This window comes from Thermodesulfobacteriota bacterium (assembly GCA_035325995.1).
Classification (GTDB): Bacteria; Desulfobacterota_D; UBA1144; order Nemesobacterales; family UBA2774; genus JADLGH01.
In genome coordinates this window covers 500,809-518,509 of record DAOKYU010000001.1, presented here as the reverse complement: position 1 = coordinate 518,509, position 17,701 = coordinate 500,809, and the positions used below count along the sequence as shown (strand labels likewise).

Annotated in this window: 13 protein-coding genes; 8 read left to right on the top strand and 5 right to left on the bottom strand. The window is 58.0% G+C overall.

What is annotated here, in order from left to right; all coding sequences use genetic code 11:
• Nucleotides 1–5: 5 nt before the first annotated feature.
• The 4 genes from PKC29_02395 to PKC29_02380 all read right to left on the bottom strand — a co-directional run bounded on the left by PKC29_02395 (nucleotide 6) and on the right by PKC29_02380 (nucleotide 4,133).
• Nucleotides 6–1,214 carry a glycosyltransferase family 39 protein gene (locus tag PKC29_02395; protein ID HML94260.1) on the bottom strand — a complete coding sequence of 403 codons (1,209 nt, stop codon included), beginning with the start codon at nucleotides 1,212–1,214 and terminating at the stop codon, nucleotides 6–8.
• A gap of 114 nt (nucleotides 1,215–1,328) precedes the next feature.
• Nucleotides 1,329–2,252, bottom strand: a complete 924-nt coding sequence (locus tag PKC29_02390; GenBank protein HML94259.1) for a hypothetical protein — start codon at nucleotides 2,250–2,252, stop codon at nucleotides 1,329–1,331.
• A 105-nt stretch (nucleotides 2,253–2,357) separates the two neighbouring features.
• On the bottom strand, nucleotides 2,358–3,071 hold the full coding sequence (locus PKC29_02385) for an SDR family NAD(P)-dependent oxidoreductase (protein ID HML94258.1): 714 nt from the start codon (nucleotides 3,069–3,071) through the stop codon (nucleotides 2,358–2,360).
• 78 nt (nucleotides 3,072–3,149) lie between these two features.
• Entirely contained in the window at nucleotides 3,150–4,133 is a 984-nt protein-coding gene (locus tag PKC29_02380; protein HML94257.1) for a TerC family protein, read from the bottom strand.
• 257 nt (nucleotides 4,134–4,390) lie between these two features.
• Here PKC29_02380 and PKC29_02375 point away from each other — a divergent pair, with 257 nt between their 5' ends.
• From PKC29_02375 to PKC29_02355, 5 genes are all read left to right on the top strand, one after another.
• A complete protein-coding gene (locus tag PKC29_02375) occupies nucleotides 4,391–5,659 on the top strand; it encodes a DNA repair exonuclease (protein ID HML94256.1) in 1,269 nt (422 codons plus the stop codon).
• A 3-nt stretch (nucleotides 5,660–5,662) separates the two neighbouring features.
• Nucleotides 5,663–9,187 carry an AAA family ATPase gene (locus PKC29_02370; protein HML94255.1) on the top strand — a complete coding sequence of 1,175 codons (3,525 nt, stop codon included), beginning with the start codon at nucleotides 5,663–5,665 and terminating at the stop codon, nucleotides 9,185–9,187.
• A 504-nt stretch (nucleotides 9,188–9,691) separates the two neighbouring features.
• The gene (locus PKC29_02365; GenBank protein ID HML94254.1) at nucleotides 9,692–10,054 is read left to right on the top strand and encodes a zinc ribbon domain-containing protein; all 363 of its coding nucleotides are present in this window, start codon (nucleotides 9,692–9,694) and stop codon (nucleotides 10,052–10,054) included.
• An 88-nt stretch (nucleotides 10,055–10,142) separates the two neighbouring features.
• Nucleotides 10,143–10,934 carry an SDR family oxidoreductase gene (locus PKC29_02360; protein HML94253.1) on the top strand — a complete coding sequence of 264 codons (792 nt, stop codon included), beginning with the start codon at nucleotides 10,143–10,145 and terminating at the stop codon, nucleotides 10,932–10,934.
• A gap of 17 nt (nucleotides 10,935–10,951) precedes the next feature.
• The gene (locus PKC29_02355; GenBank protein ID HML94252.1) at nucleotides 10,952–11,476 is read left to right on the top strand and encodes a helix-hairpin-helix domain-containing protein; all 525 of its coding nucleotides are present in this window, start codon (nucleotides 10,952–10,954) and stop codon (nucleotides 11,474–11,476) included.
• Here the strand turns inward: PKC29_02355 and PKC29_02350 are convergent.
• Nucleotides 11,473–14,202 carry a PBP1A family penicillin-binding protein gene (locus PKC29_02350; protein HML94251.1) on the bottom strand — a complete coding sequence of 910 codons (2,730 nt, stop codon included), beginning with the start codon at nucleotides 14,200–14,202 and terminating at the stop codon, nucleotides 11,473–11,475. The genes PKC29_02355 and PKC29_02350 overlap by 4 nt on opposite strands.
• Nucleotides 14,203–14,332: 130 nt before the next feature.
• Here PKC29_02350 and PKC29_02345 point away from each other — a divergent pair, with 130 nt between their 5' ends.
• The 3 genes from PKC29_02345 (at nucleotide 14,333) to ftsH (ending at nucleotide 17,554) form a co-directional block, all read left to right on the top strand.
• Nucleotides 14,333–14,521 (top strand): hypothetical protein, encoded by a 189-nt coding sequence (locus PKC29_02345; GenBank protein ID HML94250.1) that lies wholly within the window; start codon nucleotides 14,333–14,335, stop codon nucleotides 14,519–14,521.
• 13 nt (nucleotides 14,522–14,534) lie between these two features.
• The gene (gene cysK / locus PKC29_02340; GenBank protein ID HML94249.1) at nucleotides 14,535–15,530 is read left to right on the top strand and encodes a cysteine synthase A; all 996 of its coding nucleotides are present in this window, start codon (nucleotides 14,535–14,537) and stop codon (nucleotides 15,528–15,530) included.
• A gap of 131 nt (nucleotides 15,531–15,661) precedes the next feature.
• Nucleotides 15,662–17,554, top strand: a complete 1,893-nt coding sequence (gene ftsH / locus PKC29_02335; GenBank protein HML94248.1) for an ATP-dependent zinc metalloprotease FtsH — start codon at nucleotides 15,662–15,664, stop codon at nucleotides 17,552–17,554.
• The last annotated feature ends 147 nt before the right edge of the window (nucleotides 17,555–17,701 follow it).

The window sequence follows — 17,701 nt, the reverse complement described above, 5'->3', positions numbered from 1 at the left end:
AGGCCTTAGAGCGCGGCGAATATATCCCTGTGCCCGCACTCCCAGGCGCCGCAGGACTGTTTCGGATACTCGTAATAATACCTCTTCGCGAACAAGGCCAGCGACGCCAGAGACGAGACGACTATCAAGGCGGCGAGGGCCGTGGGGTATGCGGGCCGCCCGGTCCTGCGGGCGAGCGTCGCGACGAGGCCGCCCGCACCCAGGCCGCCCAGGATGCACAAGAGCGGCGCGCCCGTGAGCGACCTCGTCGCGTGCGGAACGCCGTCGTTCGTCAGCGCCGCGGCCAGGGGAAACACCGCTATCCAGAAGAGGATAAAGGCGACGCTCTTTCTATCGAAGCCGGATTTGAAGAGATACACGAGCCCGGCGAGCATAAGCGGCAGCATGACCCGGTAAACAGTCCCCGTGCCCGCTCCGTGCCTCAAGTTGGAATCACCATGCTCAAAGAGGAAGGAGGGCTTATAATGGCTTACGTAGTTCTCGAAAAAAGTGCCGATCGATTCCGGCGTCACCCCTTCGGAAAAAGTGAAGATCCTTTCCGCCCGGGAATGCATCATATCTTCGTTCAAAACGGTCGAAATATGCGGGATTACGAGAATCCCCGCAAGAAAACAGCCCGCCGCGAACACCTTCCATTCGCGGAGAAAGTACCTCCGGTAAATGATCACGAGAGCCGCCAGAAATAAAAATGCGTACAGCGGCGCCGCCTGATACGTATAAACCGTGACCGAGAACATCCCGAAGGATAAAACCGTTATCCATTTCTTTCCGCGTCCAATACCGTACACCATCGTGTAAACCGCCAGGAGGAGCAGCGGGAGGAATGCTGCGGGCTCCCATCCGACGCGGGAGTAGTGGATCGACCACGGGATTACAGCCATGAAGAATGCGGCGAAGAGGGGGGCCCTCTCGCCCCCGAAGAGCTCGCGTGTGACCAGGTAGACGAGAACGATGCAGACGAGGCCGAAGAAGATTGCGGGGGCCCTTATGCAGATGGGACCGTCGCCGAATATCATGGATGAGACGTAAGCGGAATACCCGTAGACCGGCGGACGCGGCTCGGTCCTATCGGAAAAGTAGAGTGCGAGATTCCCGTGAAGGTCGCGCCCCTTTTCGGCGACGCTCCGTGCGGAGACGAAGTTTATGAGCTCGTCCGAAAAGAGCTCGGGCGGGTTTTCGGAGATATTTACGGCTCTGAGAAAAAACCCCAGCACAAGGATAAGCCCAAGGGCCAGGGCGGGGATAAACGATCTTTTATATACAGTCCGGTCCAGAATCGACGCCTCCTGTCATCCCGCCGGGAAGGGACGTCCCGCCGCCGCATCTCCTTACTCCACTATCGGCTCACAACTGACGTCGTAAAGATTCCCTTCAATATCGATCAAACCTTCAGGCGTATGCGCACCACCGACGGTGAGATCGATAAACGTTCCGGGAACGCTCACTATGCGGTTATCCTTTCTAACATCTATCCCCGAACATTCGATGGAAGTGCAGCTCAGCACGCTGCAGTCCTTACTTTCCGGGGATTTCCATCCAATGTCGAACTGGCAGGTATACGTCTCACAAACATTCTTGAGCGACTCGGCGAGACATCCAGAGCTCGACAGGTTGTAGAGCGAATTGCATATCGACTCGACCCGCACGACCTCCACGGGTTTTCCCGTTTTTTCGACCCGCACTATGTGCGACGGATATCCCGGCCCGGATGAGGGCACGTCGCTGACCGTATCGGCCGTTACGACCACGATAGACGAATCGAATTCCAGGACGGAAACTATTTTTGTCCCGAACCCCGAATAATCCTGGTAGGAAACGATAACGGTATTCTCGCTTAAATCCACGGAAGGGAAATTAACGAAGCTGTTGTTTTCGAAATAACAGTTATTTGTGAAACGGCTCCAGTCCTCGCGGGTATTTATGATTATCACGCTCTCATCCCACCGGCATGCAGGATCGAGATGGGGGAGAAAATAGGAATAGTTTAAGGTTATCAATATCTCCTTTACGTCCAGCTCGCGCAGGAACCCTGGGGAATTTTCGAGATTCGAGATGACTTCGTCCGGGGTCTCGCCGCTGACGCGCGACGTATCCACGACGGCGCTCTCTTCGAAGCAGGGATTCGCGGACTCGGCGGAGAAGCAGATATTAGGCGATTCCTCGATTATGACCTCGCCGTCGCCCCCTCCTCCGCCGCCGTCACAGGAACCAAAAATAAGCAGGAAAAAAGGCAGAAAAAGTACCCTTCTCATCACAGTCCACCCCCTGAAGCGTTTATAAATACTTTACCGGCATCTTAAACGGATACAAATATAATTAATCAGAGTGGAATTAGATAGAGCGGCAGCGCAGGAAACTTAACCGGCCTTTATCCAGTCCCGCGCGTTAAATTCCTTTCCGTTATCGCCCGCCGATTCGTCCGAGGCGAGGTAAACGAACACGGGCGAGATATCTTCGGGGGTAGGGATGGTTTCGGGGTCTTCGTCGGGATATGCGTCGGCCCTCATGTCCGTCCGCGTGCCGCCGGGATTGACCGAGTTTACGCGTATCCCAACTTCGGCAAGCTCGTCGGCGAGGACTTGCGTCAGCCCTTCGAGGCCGAATTTCGAGGCCGCGTACGCACCCCATTCGCGCTTTCCCTTCCTGCCGACGCTGGAGCTCACGTTTATTATCGAGCCCCCCGGCAAAAGGAGCGGGATCATGGCTTTCGTAACGTAGAACTGCGCGTTCAGGTTTATCTGCACAACCTCGTCCCAGACGTCTTCCGGGTACTCGGCGACGGGCGCTCTCACGCCGAGAACGCTGGCGTTGTTGACGAGGATGTCGAGGGCCCTCCACCTTTCCGCGACGGCGGCGGCCAGATGCCTGACTTCATCCCTGACCGCGATATCCGTGACGACGTAGTCGATGTCGCCCGCGCCCGAAAGCTCGTTACAGGCGGATTTCAGGTTTATCTCGTTACGCCCGCATATGAGTACGGACGCGCCTTCCTTCAAATACGCCCTGGTTATGCCGCGCCCTATCCCCCTGGCCCCGCCCGTAATCAGCGCCTTTTTACCCCTGAGCTTCATGGTACTCAATTCTACCTGTTATGCCACCGCGGTCGAATCATTTCTTTATACCGCGAGACGAAGGCCCGCGAGGGGACCCTACGGACCCGCTTCGACGGGCTTCGTCTTAAGGAGCGACACTACCACGCCTCCCGCGAGGAGGACGAGCGTCACGGTCAGCGACACGAGCGGATCGACCTTGCCGACGAAGTGGCTCCAGAAGATCTTCCCCCCGATGAAGATCAGCACCGCCGACAGGGCGTACTTCAGGTAAATAAACCTGCTCACCATAGCCGCGAGGGCGAAATAAAGCGCCCTGAGCCCGAGTATGGCGAATATATTGCTTGTATATACTATATATGTATCGGTCGTTATCGCGAAGATGGCCGGTATCGAATCGACGGCGAAGACTATGTCCGCCCCCTCCACCATTATCAGCGCCAGGAACAGCGGCGTCGCGAGCCTCGCCGTTTTGCCGGTGACAGGATTTTTTTCGGTCACGAAGAACTTCTCGCCGTGGAGCCTGTCGGTAACGGCTATGTGATTCCTGAGGAATTTGAGGAATGCGTTGTCCGTCATGTCCGGATCGTGGTCGGCCGAAAACAGCATCTTTATTCCGGTGAGCACGAGAAAGCCGCCGAATATGAAGAGTATCCACTCGAATCTCTCGACCAGTGTCGCACCGACGCCGATCATTATAGCGCGGAGTATAATCACCCCCAGAATACCCCAGAAAAGCACCCTGTGCTGGTAGAGGCGCGGTATCCCGAAGTACGAGAAAATAAGCGATATGACGAAGATATTATCCATCGAGAGGCTCTTCTCGACGAAATATCCCGTAAGGTAATTTATCCCCGACACCTTGCCCATGGACCACCAGACCCACGCGCCGAAAATGAGCGCTATCACAATATACCCCGCGCTCAGGATGAGGCTCTCCTTTATCGAAATCTCGCGCCTCTCCTTGTGAAGCACCCCCAGATCGAGCGCAAGAAGCGTCAGCACAAGGGCCAGGAAGAGCATCCACATCCAGAGGTCTTTGCCCATTACATCGACCCTTAAAGCTCCTGCCAGAAGTTCCATCCGTGTATCGTCTCCGTTTATCGATTATTGCCCGCGCCGGGCCTGCAACATGGCCGCTCGAACTCACGGGCTCGTTTTCGGGGGCACGCGCAAAGCGGCGCATGCCCGGGCAAGGGGTATGCGTCAAAAAACCGGTAAATATGATACATGTTTCCGGATACAAAGTAACCACAAATTTAAGCGTGAAGATGCACCCGGTCGCCGTGTCATGCTATAATCTTTTCACGAACTTCTGAACCTGCGGAGACGTAAGCCACTTGGCGTCATTCAGCTTTATACACACAGCCGACATTCACCTGGACAGCCCGCTGAGGGGGCTCGAAGGGATGGAAGGCGCGGCGGTCGAGCGCATACGCACGGCGACGCGGAAGGCTTTTGCCAACCTCGTCACCGAGGCCGTGGAAAGAGAGGTGGACTTCGTCGTCATAGCGGGCGACCTGTACGACGGCGACTGGAGGGATTACCGGACGGGCCTCTTCTTCGTGGCCCAGATGGGCCGCCTCGCCGGTGCGGGAATCCAGGCGTTCATTCTCTACGGCAACCACGACGCCGAAAGCCGGATTACGAGGCGGCTGACGCTTCCCGATAACGTGAAAGTATTTTCGGCGAAAAAGCCGGAGACGTTCAGGCTCGAAGATATAGGCGCGGCCCTCCACGGACAGGGTTACCACACGCGGGACGTCAGGGAGAACCTCGCAGCCCTTTACCCCGACCCCGTCCCCGGGGCGTTTAACATCGGCGTTCTGCATACGGGAATGGGGGGCATGGGCGGGCACGAAAACTACGCGCCGTGCGCCGTCGGCGAGCTCGTCGCCCGGGGGTACGACTACTGGGCGCTCGGCCACGTGCACCAGGGGAGCGTGGTCCACGAAAGGCCCCACATAGTGTTCCCCGGCAATATCCAGGGACGTCACATACGCGAGACGGGCCCCAAGGGCGGGCGTCTTATAACCGTCGAGGATAACGAAATCATATCCTTCGAGCCGCTCCGGACGGACGTCGTACGCTGGGAGATTTTGAGGGTGAACGTCGAGGGCTGCGAGCGGATGTCCGACGCCGTAGAGTGCGTGAGGAGCGCGATAGAGGAAGCGATAAACAGCCGGGCCGACGGCCGCATGCTCGCGTGCCGCATCGAGCTAGGCGGCGCGGCGGCGATACACGAGAGCCTCCTCGTATCCGGGGAGCACATCCTGGCCGAGGCGCGCGCCGTGGCGCACGGGTTCGGCGAGGAGGCGGCGTGGATAGAGCGCGTCGTCGTATCCACCGAGCCCCTTCGCGGCGAGGACGCGGACGCCGGGGAAATCCCCGGCGGCCTCCACGACATACTGGGCGCCGCCGCGGCGGACACCGACCTCCACAAGCTCCTCAGGACCGATCTCGGCGATATGATATCGAAGCTCCCGTCCGACCTCAGAAACAGCGTGGACGACACCGTTTTGAGCGCCGCCCTCGGGGCCGACTATTCCGCGCTCGCGGAGCACGCACGCGAATACCTGAGCGCACTACTCAAGGCGAGGAAAGACTGAGCCATGCGCATACGGCGACTCGACCTCATAGGTTTCGGCTGCTTCACCGGCAAGGCCATCGATCTCCCTCACGGAGATACGGACATCCACATACTGTTCGGCCCGAACGAGGCCGGGAAATCGACGGCGCTCCTCGCCATAGAAAACCTCCTTTTCGGAATCGACAAGAGCTCGCCCTACAACTTCATTCACGACTATAAAGACATGCGGATAGGGGCGGTGCTCGAAAACGGCTCCGAGCGGCTCGAAGTACGAAGACGGAAGGGCAACAAGGACACGCTGCTCACGCCGAAGGAGGTTCCCGTAAGGGGAGGGGAGGGGGCCCTCGCGCCTTACCTCGGCGGGGCGGACGAGGAATTTTTCAGGCGGATGTTCAGCCTCGATCACAGGCGGCTCCGCGAAGGCGGGAGAGAAATCCTGGACTCTCAAAACGAAGCGGGACAAGTGCTCTTCTCCGCCGGCACGGGACTTTCGGGGCTCAGGAAAAAGCTGGAGGAATTGAAGGCCGACGCCGATTCCCTCTGGGGCCCGAGAAGGGCGGCGCACAGGGAATACTACCGGGCCCAGGCGCGGCTCGAGGAAGCCGAGAGGGCCGTACGCGAGCATACGGTCACGGCGGCCAGGTGGGAGGAGCTGAGGCGGGCATACGACGAGGCCCGAAAGAGCTGCACCGGGCTCGACGAAGAGAGAAAAAAGATATCGCACGAGCTTACGAAGCTGAACAGAATCCGCCGTGTTTACGCCGACGCGGCGAAGCTCCTCGATACCGAAAGGGAGATTACAAACTTCCGCGGCGTCATAAAGCTCCCCGGGGACGCACTCGAACGTTTCGACAAAGCGGAACGCGAGCTCGAAAAGTCGTCACGACTGACGGAGGCTTTCGAGCTCCAGGTAAAGGAAGCCGGGGCCGAGCTCGAAGGGATGAAATTCGACGAGCAGCTCCTCCTCTGTGAGAACATAATTCTGTCGTTCCGCGACCGCCGGATAGAGGTGAGAAATGAGAAGGACGATCTCCCCAAACGCGAGGAAGAGTTAGCCATTGAAGAAGCCGATTTCAGGAGGCTAGCCGGCGAGGCAGGATGGGACGGTGGAAACGTCGAGGAGCTTATAAACCGTTTGCCTGCGAGATCTAAAATCAATGCCGCAAGAGACCTGCGACAACACCACGTAGAAACGCTCGCTACGGTCTCCGGCGCGAAAAAGGCTCTCGAAGAGGCCGAATCGCAGGCCGCCGGCATGGCCCGCGAAATAGCCGGCATTGGCGAGCCCCGGGACGCGTCGAGCCTCGAAGCCGTCGTAAAGGCAGCTCGGGCGGGCGGCGATACGGCCTCTCGGATCCAGGCGGCGGAGCTGGAGCTCAGCGCCGCGAGCGATGCCGTCGAGCGCCGTCTGAAGTCCCTCAATCCACCTGCCGGAGATACGGACGTTTCGACGATTCCCGCACCTCCGCGCGAAGCTGTATTAAAACACCAGAACGACAGGAACGCCCTCGACCGCAGGATCAAGGAGTGCGCCGATAATATAAGGAGTACGGAGCGGGATATCGGGCAGTACAAGAGCGTCCGCGACCGGCTCGCCGGGGAAGGAAACGCCGTCTCGCCCGGGGAGCTGGCAGAGGCCCGCGCGCGAAGGGACGCCGGGTGGGAGCTCGTGAAGCGGTACTACGTAGACGGCGGCCCGGTGCCGGAGGCCGAAATAACCGCCTTCACGGGCGAGCGGAGGGATATCCCCTCGGCGTACGAAGAGGCCGTCTCGGAGGCCGACAGAATAGCCGACCGCCGCTTCGATAACGCGCAGTCGACCGCCGAGATAGCCACGATATCGGGGCATATCGACGACAGGGAAAAGGAGCTCGAAAGACTCCGCGAAGAGGAGAGGGCGCTCACCGCCGAATCCGGGGCCCTCGATGAGGCGTGGAAGAAGATGTGGGAAGGAGCGCCTTTCGAGCCGTTGCCGCCGGAGTCGATGCTCGTGTGGCTCGACGACAGAAACGAAATGACGAGGCTCACGGAGGAGCGCGAGGCGGCCGAGCGCAGGCTCGAGGCGCTCCGGAAAAAAGAAGCGGAGACGAAGGCCCTCGTACTCGGCGAGCTTTCGCGGCTCGGCGTCGATACGGGAACGCTCGAAGGCAAGCCTCTTGGCGTCGTTATAGAAGCGGCGGCCGATGTCGTCGCGAACCTCCGGGAAGACGCGGTCAAGAGAAAGGGGCTCGAAAACAGGCTCAGGGAAATGAAGGCCGAGGCCGAGCGTAAGCAGCGCGACCTTAAATCGGCGGAGGAAGAAGCGACGCACTGGGAAGCGAAATGGAAGGAAGCGGTCACGGCGCTCGGTCTTACCGAAAGCGCCGGCGCGGCCGAGGCTGCGTCCAGGCTCGACGCCATAGAAGAGATGAGGGAAAAGGCAGTCAGGATAAACGAGCTCCGTCACCAGCGCATCGAAAAGATTAAACGCGACATCGAGAACCTGGCGCAGGACGTGAAAAAATTCGTGGATACCGCCGCGAAAGATCTCGCCGGTGAGAAAGATACAGAGAACGCCGTGATCGAGCTCGAGCGCCGTCTTACAGAAGCGAAACGCACGGACGAGCGGAGGAAGGAAAGGGAAAAAGACATAGCCCGGCTCGAACGAAAAATAAAAGAGGCGGGAGACTCTGCCGCGGCGGCGCATGAAACTATAAACTTCCTTCAGAAGTCGGCCCGGGTGGACGACACGGTCCGACTAAGAGAGGCTATACTGAAATCCGACAGGTTGAGGGAGCTCGAAAACGAAAAGCGGAGCCTCACGGACAGGCTCGTCCGGGACGGCGACGGGCTCACGCTCGAAGAGCTCGTAAAAGAATGCCGCGAGGCGGACATCGCCAGCGTCAGGAACCTTATCGAAGAGCTGGAGGAGCGCAGGAATTCACTTGACGAAAATATCAAGGAGGCCGCAGGGGAGCTGTCCCGCAGAAAAAACGAATTCGAAGCCGTCGGCGGCGACGACCGCGCCGCCGAAGCCGCGGCCCGGAAGGAATCCGCGATCGCCGAAATGGCGCACATCACGGAGCGTTACGTCAGAATACGCTCGGCCGCGACGATGCTCGAATGGGCCATAGAGCGGTACAGGAAGGAAAACCAGGACCCGATGATAAGCCGCGCGTCCGGGCATTTCGCAGCGCTTACGAACGGCTCGTTCGGCGGCCTCGACACCGAGATCGACGAGCGCGACAGGGTTCAGATCATCGGGCTCAGGCCGGGCGGAGAAAGGGTCGGGATCCCGGGAATGAGCGACGGCACGGCCGACCAGCTTTACCTGGCGCTTCGTATAGCCGCCATAGAAGATTACCTCGAAAGGTCGAACGCGCTCCCGTTCGTCGCAGACGATCTCTTCATCAACTTCGACGACATGCGCTCGGCGGCCGGGCTGAAGCTCCTCGGCGCGCTGTCGCGAAAGACGCAGGTGCTTTTCTTCACCCATCATGCGCATCTCGTCGAGCTTGCACGGCAAACGCTGGGCGAATCTTTAAACATCGTATCACTTAGGGAATGAAGGATACCCCGTCATAATGCCACGGATGAGGATTGAGAGTACCCGGCCTTCGGAACCGGGAATTTCCGCAGGCCGCCATAGCCACAGGCAGCCACAGGTTCAACGTCCGATAATGTATATTATGTAAACTTAACAAAGGCGGTCTCTACAGCCCCGTTGTGACACGGGTCTTGTCTATTTCCAGGAATGAAAAACGGTCCGGGCTATTCCTTACTCTATTTAGGAGAACCCATTGGCAAAGTTGCCTGCTCCGCTCGTCCTCTTAAATCCATGCCCATTACAAAGCTGAACAAGCGCTGTAGAACGAGCATTGGTGTTGGGTCGAAGCCGGATTTGCCGTTGCCGTCACAGACTGAAATACACCGCAGGCCATAAAATAATGCCGCCGCAAAATGCAACCGTATATACCGATATCAATATCCGGAAGCTACTCCTCACCTTGAAATATCGCACGAAATATTTATATTAAACCAAAAACCGAATAATCGTTAAGAGGTCACTGGTATGCCGATATATGAGTACGAGTGCAAGAAATGCGGTAAAATAACCGAGGCTCTTCAAGGGTTTAACGATCCGCCTTTAAAGAAATGCAAGCACTGCAAGGGGGGCAAGCTCGAAAAGCTGATTTCACTCTCGTCGTTCCAGCTTCAGGGCACCGGATGGTATTCCACCGACTACGCCAAGGGGCCCGGCATCCCGCCCCACGCGAATGACCTGGGCACGCCGTCAAAAGACGGAGCCGAGACCAAGGACACGAAACCGGCGACGGGCCTCCCGTCCGAAGCCGCGGCCGTATCCGGGGCGTCAACGGTAGACTCGATAAAGAAGGACACGGCAAAGGCCAAGACGAAGGCAAAGAGCGCCTGAAGGCCCAGTTGACTCGCCCTGCCCCTGTTTTTAAAAGTTAAAGTAAAATATTAAAGTCGCAAGCGGCCAATATTTATAATGTAATCTAATGGACTTACAATTAAAAGATAAAGTGGCTATTGTGGCGGCGTCCAGCAAGGGGCTGGGCCGGGCGATAGCATTCGGCCTCGCCCGCGAAGGCGCGAGGCTCACGATATGCGCCCGCCGCGAGGACGAGCTCGAAGAGACGGCCCGCGAAATCAGGGATGAGACATCGGCCGAGGTCCTCGCCATACCGGCCGACGTCTCCCAAACCGCCGACATACACAAGGTAGTCTCCGGCGCCCTCGATAAATACTCCACGGTTGACATACTCGTCAACAACGCCGGCGGCCCTCCCGTGGGGGGCTTCCTGGATTTCTCGCTCGACGACTGGCGGAAGGCCGTAGAGCTCAACCTCTTCAGCACGGTAACGTTCTCGCGCGAAGTGCTCCCCGTCATGAAAAACAACAACTGGGGCCGCATCATAAACATCACGTCCGTCGCCGTAAAGGAGCCCATAGACGGCCTCATCCTGTCGAACACCGTCCGCGCCGGGGTCACCGGGCTCGCCAAATCGCTGTCGAAGGAATTCGCCCGGTACAACATAACTGTCAACAACATCTGTCCGGGGAGAATACTCACGGACAGGATAATTCAGCTCGCGTCCATACGCGCCGGGAAGGAAGGCAAGACGGCCCGGGAGGCCCTCGAATCGATGGGGAGCGACATCCCCGTCGGAAGGATCGGCAGGCCCGAGGAGCTCGCGAACCTCGCCGTGTTCCTGGCATCCGAGCGTGCGAGCTACATCACCGGGACGAGCATCCAGGTAGACGGCGGGCTCGTCAAGGGGCTATTCTAACCGCCGCAGGAGACAGAATGCCGGGCAAAACGAATCGCCGCCGCGGCGGACGAAATTCCATCTTATATCTCGCACTCCTCAGCCTCGTTTATTACGTAGCCTCGGTTTACGGGGGAGACGCCCCCTACCCTGTCCGTGGAATTAAGTCGCCGGGCAATATTTACGTCGAGGTCGAAGACCAGGGCTCCGCAGTAGTTCACGTCCTCAAGGGCCCTTCCGAAATCAGCGAATTCCGCGCTGAATACGGCATTGAAAAAGAGATAAAAAGCGGCGTTAAAGTAGTGCTGGCGGACGGCTCGCCGGCAGGCTACGGAAGGATAAGCGGCGCGAGGAGCATATCCCTCGGCGTACCGATAGGCCTCAACTCCGCCGGGCCTTCCGACCTCGCGGCACTTCCGGGCATAGGCGAAGAGCTCGCCGGACGTATAATCTCCTACAGGGAAGAAAACGGCGGCTTCACGTCGGTTTCGGAGCTCATAGAAGTAAATGGGATCGGCGACAAAAAATTCGCCGGGATACTCGGACTCGTGAGCCTGGATTAGTTCCTCATGAGGAAGTCGATTTCGGTTTCGGACTCGCTCTTTCCTTTCTCGTAATCGGCCGGGTAGTAGATGCCCTCGGGGCTCTTTATCATCTCCTGCCCGTTTATCATGACGCTGTCGCGTATGGAATCTATGACGTTGTGCCTGAGAGAATCCAGGCTGTAGGGGATGCTGCCGTAAGGGGTGCTTACGACCTTTATTCCCGACGGCTGCTTGAAGGAGCCGCCCGGGTATTTGGCGAGCGCGTCCTCCATATAATCTATCCATATCGGGAGAGCCGCCAACGAGCCCGACTCTTTTTTACCGAGCGGCTTGTGGTCGTCCCTTCCTACCCACACCGCCGTCGTGATCCTCGGGCTGAACCCGACGAACCAGGCGTCGGTGAAGTCGTTCGTCGTGCCCGTCTTGCCCGCAAGTGGCGCGAGCGACGTGAGCTTGAGCGCCCTCCTGCCCGTCCCTTCGCTGACCACGGCCTGGAGAAGATCGGTCATTATAAAGGCCGTTTCGGGGCTGAGCGTCTGTTTGGCGTTTCCTGGTGAGGTGAAGTCCGCGGCCCCGCTTTTTATAAGCTCGAGGAATTCGTCCGGCGAGAGGAAAGCGTACTTGTCCGGCTCGGGCGCGGTCTTACGCGTGAGCTCCTCTTCCTTTATATACTCGGGCGTCTCGACGCTGCCGCGTCCCGCCTTCCGGGCGATTTCGTTGAGAACCTCGAGCCGCGCGTTCTCCCTCTCGACCTTGAGCGCCTCTTCCCTGGAGAGGAATTTCCCGCCGGTATTGTCCTCTATTATTATTCCGTTCCTGTCGTATATGCGGAGTATGAACTGGGGCTCGACGAGCTTCCCCCCGCTCGCGAACACGTTAAAGGCCCTGGCCATCTCGACGACCCTCACTTCCGACCCGCCAAGCGCGAGCGAGGGATAGGGATTCAGCTTCGAGACAAACCCGAAGTTCTTCGCGTACTTGGCGGCGTACTTCGGATCGATGTCCATTATCAGCCTGATAGTGGCGAGGTTACGGGACTTGGCCAGCGCCTTTCTGAGGAGCATCGGCCCGTCGAACGAGCCGTCGTAGTTCTGGGGAGCCCAGTCCTTAACGACGACCGGCATGTCGTATAGTATCGACGTTTCCGTGTATCCCTTGTCGAGCGCCGCCGAATATATCATGGGCTTAAACGACGAGCCCGGCTGCCTTAGAGCCTGCATGGTGCGGTTAAACTGCGACTGATCGAAATCGTATCCGCCGGCCATAGCCCTTATCTTCCCCGTCGATTCCATGGAGATAAGAGCGCCCTGCGTTATCGGCTCTATCGCGAGCGAATAATCGAACCCGCCGTCCGGCGTCTCTTTCGCGAGGACCTTCACGACGTCCCCGACCTTGAGCTCCACGGGCGAGAGGCTGACGCCGTCGTATCCGCCCGCCGGGGCGTACTTCTTCGAATAGGTCGTATCGAATCCGGGCACGGCCTTTCCGTAAGGCGAGCTCACGGCGAAGATAAGCCTGCCTTCGACGTCGCCTATGCCGAGGCGCGCGTTGTATACGGGCCTCGCCGTCTCTTCCTTCGCCGGCTTATCGTCTTTTTTGGATTTCCTGGCGGGCCCGGGGTCGTCGACGTTAACCACCCTCGTGACGACGGCCTCGTACACCTCGCCCGTCTGAACGCCCTTTATGCCCTGCTTGTCCCTGAACTTCCTTATCTCGCCCGCGCTTCCGAGGCTCCTCGACACCACCTTCCTCCCGTGCCGCGCTTCGACGTCGAGTATCCCCCTCCTCAAAGCCCACTGCGCTTCGAGGTTAAGGTCTATGTCGAGGGTCGTGAATACCGTGTACCCGCCGTTTATAAAGTCCTTTACGCCGACCTTGTCCTGGAGGTATCTCCTCACGTGCTCTACGAAATAAGGCGCTATGTCGTTATTGATCCTCTGTTTGGGGACTATCTTTATCCCCCGGTCGAGCGCGTCGAACCGCTCGTCCCTCGTGATGAACCCCGCCTCCTCCATCTTGCTGAGGACGAGCTTCTGCCTTTCTATTGCCCTGTCGAGGTGCTTTCGCGGCGAGAAATACTCGGGCTTTTTCGGGAGCCCCGCGAGGAGAGCGGCCTCGGCGAGCGTCATGTCGCGGGCGGGCTTGCCGAAATAAGACCTGCTCGCGGCCTCGATGCCGTAGTTCCCGTCGGCGAGGTATATGTGGTTAAGGTACAGGTAAAGTATTTCCTGCTTCGAAAGGTTGTTTTCTATCCTGTGGGCGAGTATCGCCTCCTTTATCTTTCGGGTCATCGTCCTTTCGGGCGTGAGGATGATGTTCTTTATGACCTGCTGGGTTATGGTGCTCGCGCCCCTCACCCAGTCGCCCTCCTGGATGTTCTCGAACACGGCGCCGAGGATGCTTTTTATATCGACGCCCTCGTGCTCGAAAAAGCGCCTGTCCTCGATAGCGATGAACGCCTCTATAACCTGGGGCGGGATGTCCTCGTAGGCGATGAGCTTCCTCCGCTCGGCGGCGAACTCGGCGATGAGCGTGCCGTCGGACGAATAGACCTCGGTTATGAGCTTGGGCTTGTAACCGGTCACCGCCCTGAAGTCCGGGAGGTCGCGCGTGTAGTAGAGGTAGCCCCCGTAGATAACGAGCGCCGCCGCCGTGAGCAGTATGAAAAAGCTCAGGAACAGGAAGGCAAGGAGCTTGCTTTTTGTGCGCTTTGTTTTAAATTTTACTTTCTTTTTTTTAGCCATTGGCCAGGCTCATCCCCCTGGAGGCGGCTTACAGATTGACTTTTTAATAATTGAGGATAATTATACCTGAGCCGTAAACATTAATTAAACATGATTTTCAAACTGGACTAATATTCGATAAGCTAATAAAATGGAAGAAGAAACGCTGGATTCGTACATAAGGAAAATGGAAGACCAGGAGCTCAAGGGCCTTTTGCTCAAGCTGAAGAACGAGATCAGGAAACCCGAAGCCGCCTGGGAGCCCATAAAGCAGATATTGACAACAATCCGCCAGAAAAACAGCGCTGCTTTCACCGAGATATCCGACCTGATTTTTTAGACGGTTAGATAATATGGAGCTTGACTACAAGGCAGCGCCGGAAACAGAACTTCCAGGCAAATACACATCCCGGGGAGATGGAAAAATAGGGAATCTGGTAGTAGATAACATACTATCCCTCATTGGGAGTACGCCCGTCGTAAGGCTGAGGAACGTCGTGCCCGAAGGCTCGGCCGACATATGGGCCAAGCTCGAGAGCCTGAACCCGGCCGGGAGCATGAAGGAGCGTATTTCGCTCGCCATGCTGAACAAGGCCGAGGAAGAGGGGCTCATCGAGCCCGGACGGAGCGTAATAGTAGAGGCCACGACGGGCAACACCGGCATAGGGCTCGCGCTCGTGTGCGCGGTGAAGGGATACAGGCTCGTACTCACGGCCCCCGACGACATGAGCCTCGAAAGGAGACAGACCCTCTCGGCATACGGGGCCGAGGTCGTCCTCGTTCCGGCGGGCCAGATGGAAGACTCGCTCGTAAGGGCCGAGGAGGTAGCGGCCGAAATCCCGGGCGCTTTCATACCCCACCACTTCGCGAACCGGGAAAACCCCGAGACCCACAGGCTCCACACGGGGCCCGAGATTATGGAGCAGGTGCCGGGCGTCATAGACGCGTTCGTTGCCGGCGTAGGCACGGGGGGCACGGTAACAGGCGTCGGAGAGGCATTAAAAAAAGAGAACCCGGACGTTATAATCGCCGCTGTCGAGCCCGAGGAGTCGCCCATACTTTCGGGGGGCGAGCCCGGAGCGCACGATATCGTGGGGATCGGCCACGGCTTCATCCCGGCGACGCTAGACAGGAGTATCTACGACGAAGTAATAAGAGTCAGCACCGAAGAGGCCCGGAGGCTCACGAGAGAGCTCGCGAAACGCGAGGGCCTCCTGGTCGGAATATCCTCCGGCGCGGCGTGCGCCGGGGCGCTCATGCTTGCCGGGAGGCTCGGCAAGGGAAAACAGGTAGTGACCATGTTCTGCGACACGGGGGAAAGATATCTCAGCACGGGGCTTTTCGGGTGACGTGAAAATCAACCCTTTATATAATGTAATCATGCTTCATAATTACGGAATCTTAGTTGAAAACACTGCCTTCATGTGCTAACATACTTTAGTATAATTCTGCAATCAATTTCAACTAAACTGAGGTACGAGTGAACAGCCAGCTATTCAAAAATTTGGTGCTATGGTTGGTCATATTTGTAGCGATTATAGCGCTTTACCAATTGGTGCATACCCCCAGGACTAACGTACAGGAAATCCCCTACAGCGATTTTCTCGCGAGCGTCGAAAAAGGAGAGGTAAAGAACCTCGAATTCAAGGGTGAGGAAATCAAGGGGAAATTCACGAACCCTGCGGGTGAGCAGACGGCCGACGGATTCAAAACCGTCGGGCCTGCGAGCGAAGACCTTATAAAGACACTCAACGAGAAAGGGATCACGTTCAAGTTCGACGCAAACAACGAGGGCTCGCTCACGCACATGCTTCTCAACTGGGCCCCTCTCGTGCTCCTCATCGTCATAATGGTCATCTTCATGCGCCAGCTCCAGGCGGGCGGGACGAAGGCGATGTCCTTCGGCAAGAACCGCGCACGCATGCTAACCGAAAACCAGAACAAGATAACGTTCAAGGACGTGGCCGGAATCGACGAGGCCAAGGAAGAAGTCCAGGAGATAGTCGAATTCCTCAAGAGCCCGAAAAAGTTCACCAAGCTCGGCGGCAGGATACCCAAGGGCATACTCCTCGTGGGCCCTCCGGGGACGGGTAAGACGCTTCTCGCCAAGGCCATAGCGGGCGAAGCGGGCGTTCCGTTCTTCATCATCAGCGGCAGCGACTTCGTCGAGATGTTCGTCGGCGTCGGCGCTTCCCGCGTAAGGGACCTCTTCGTCCAGGCCAAGCGCCACGCGCCCTGCATCATATTCGTCGACGAGCTCGACGCCGTGGGGCGTCACCGCGGTGCGGGGCTCGGCGGCGGACACGACGAAAGGGAGCAGACGCTGAACCAGCTCCTCGTCGAAATGGACGGGTTCGAATCGAACGAAGGCATCATAGTCATGGCGGCCACGAACCGCCCCGACGTTCTGGACCCCGCTCTCCTCCGCCCCGGAAGGTTCGACAGGCAGGTAGTAGTGCCGAGGCCCGACGTAAGGGGGAGGGAAGAGATCCTGAAGGTCCACGCGAAGAACACGCCTCTCGACGAATCGGTCAACCTTCCGGTCATCGCGCGCTCGACGCCGGGTTTTTCGGGGGCGGATCTCGAAAACCTCGTAAACGAGGCTGCGCTCCACGCGGCCCGGTTCGGAAGGCCCCGCATATCCATGGACGACTTCGAATACGCCAAGGACAAGGTAATAATGGGCGTCGAAAGGAAGAGCCTCATAATCAGCGACGCCGAAAAGAAAATAACGGCCTACCACGAGGCCGGGCACGCCCTCGTGGCCAAGCTCACCCCCAACACCGACCCGATACACAAGGTCACTATCATCCCGAGGGGGATGGCGCTCGGTGTAACGCAGCAGCTCCCGATAGAGGACAAGTACACGCTGTCCCGCACTAGCCTGAACGCCACGATAATGGTGCTTCTGGGCGGGCGCGCCGCCGAGGAGATAGTCTTCGGCGAAAGGACGAGCGGCGCCGGGAACGACCTCGAGCGTGTCACCGAGATCGCCCGCAGGATGGTCTGCGAATGGGGAATGAGCGAGAAGGTCGGACCGATAACGTTCGGAAAGGGTGAAGAGCAGATATTCCTCGGCAAGGAGATTTCGAGGCCCAAGGACTACAGCGAAGAGACGGCCATCGAAATAGACAGCGAGATAAAAACCATCATCAAGAACAACTATGCGAAGACGAAAGCCCTTCTCGAAGACTCGATAGAGCTCCTCCACAAGCTCGCGGAGCTTCTGCTCGAAAAGGAAGTTATCGACGGGAAGGAGCTCGACGAGCTCGTCAAGAGCTACAAGTCGAAGGATTTTTCGCCCTCCTGGGAAAAGCCGACAGGGTCCGAAGGCTCCGTCGCGCTCAGGAACAGCAACTCGAACGAATCTTGAATTTTGCCGGGCGGTAACCGTCCGTTTTATAATAGCGTATAATTTTTTGAATGAAGCGTTCCGGGCGCGGAGTTCCCCTGTATCTCGAACACGCGCCACATCGGCCGGAATCCGGACTCTTATGCTGAGAACACATTCAGGAACCAG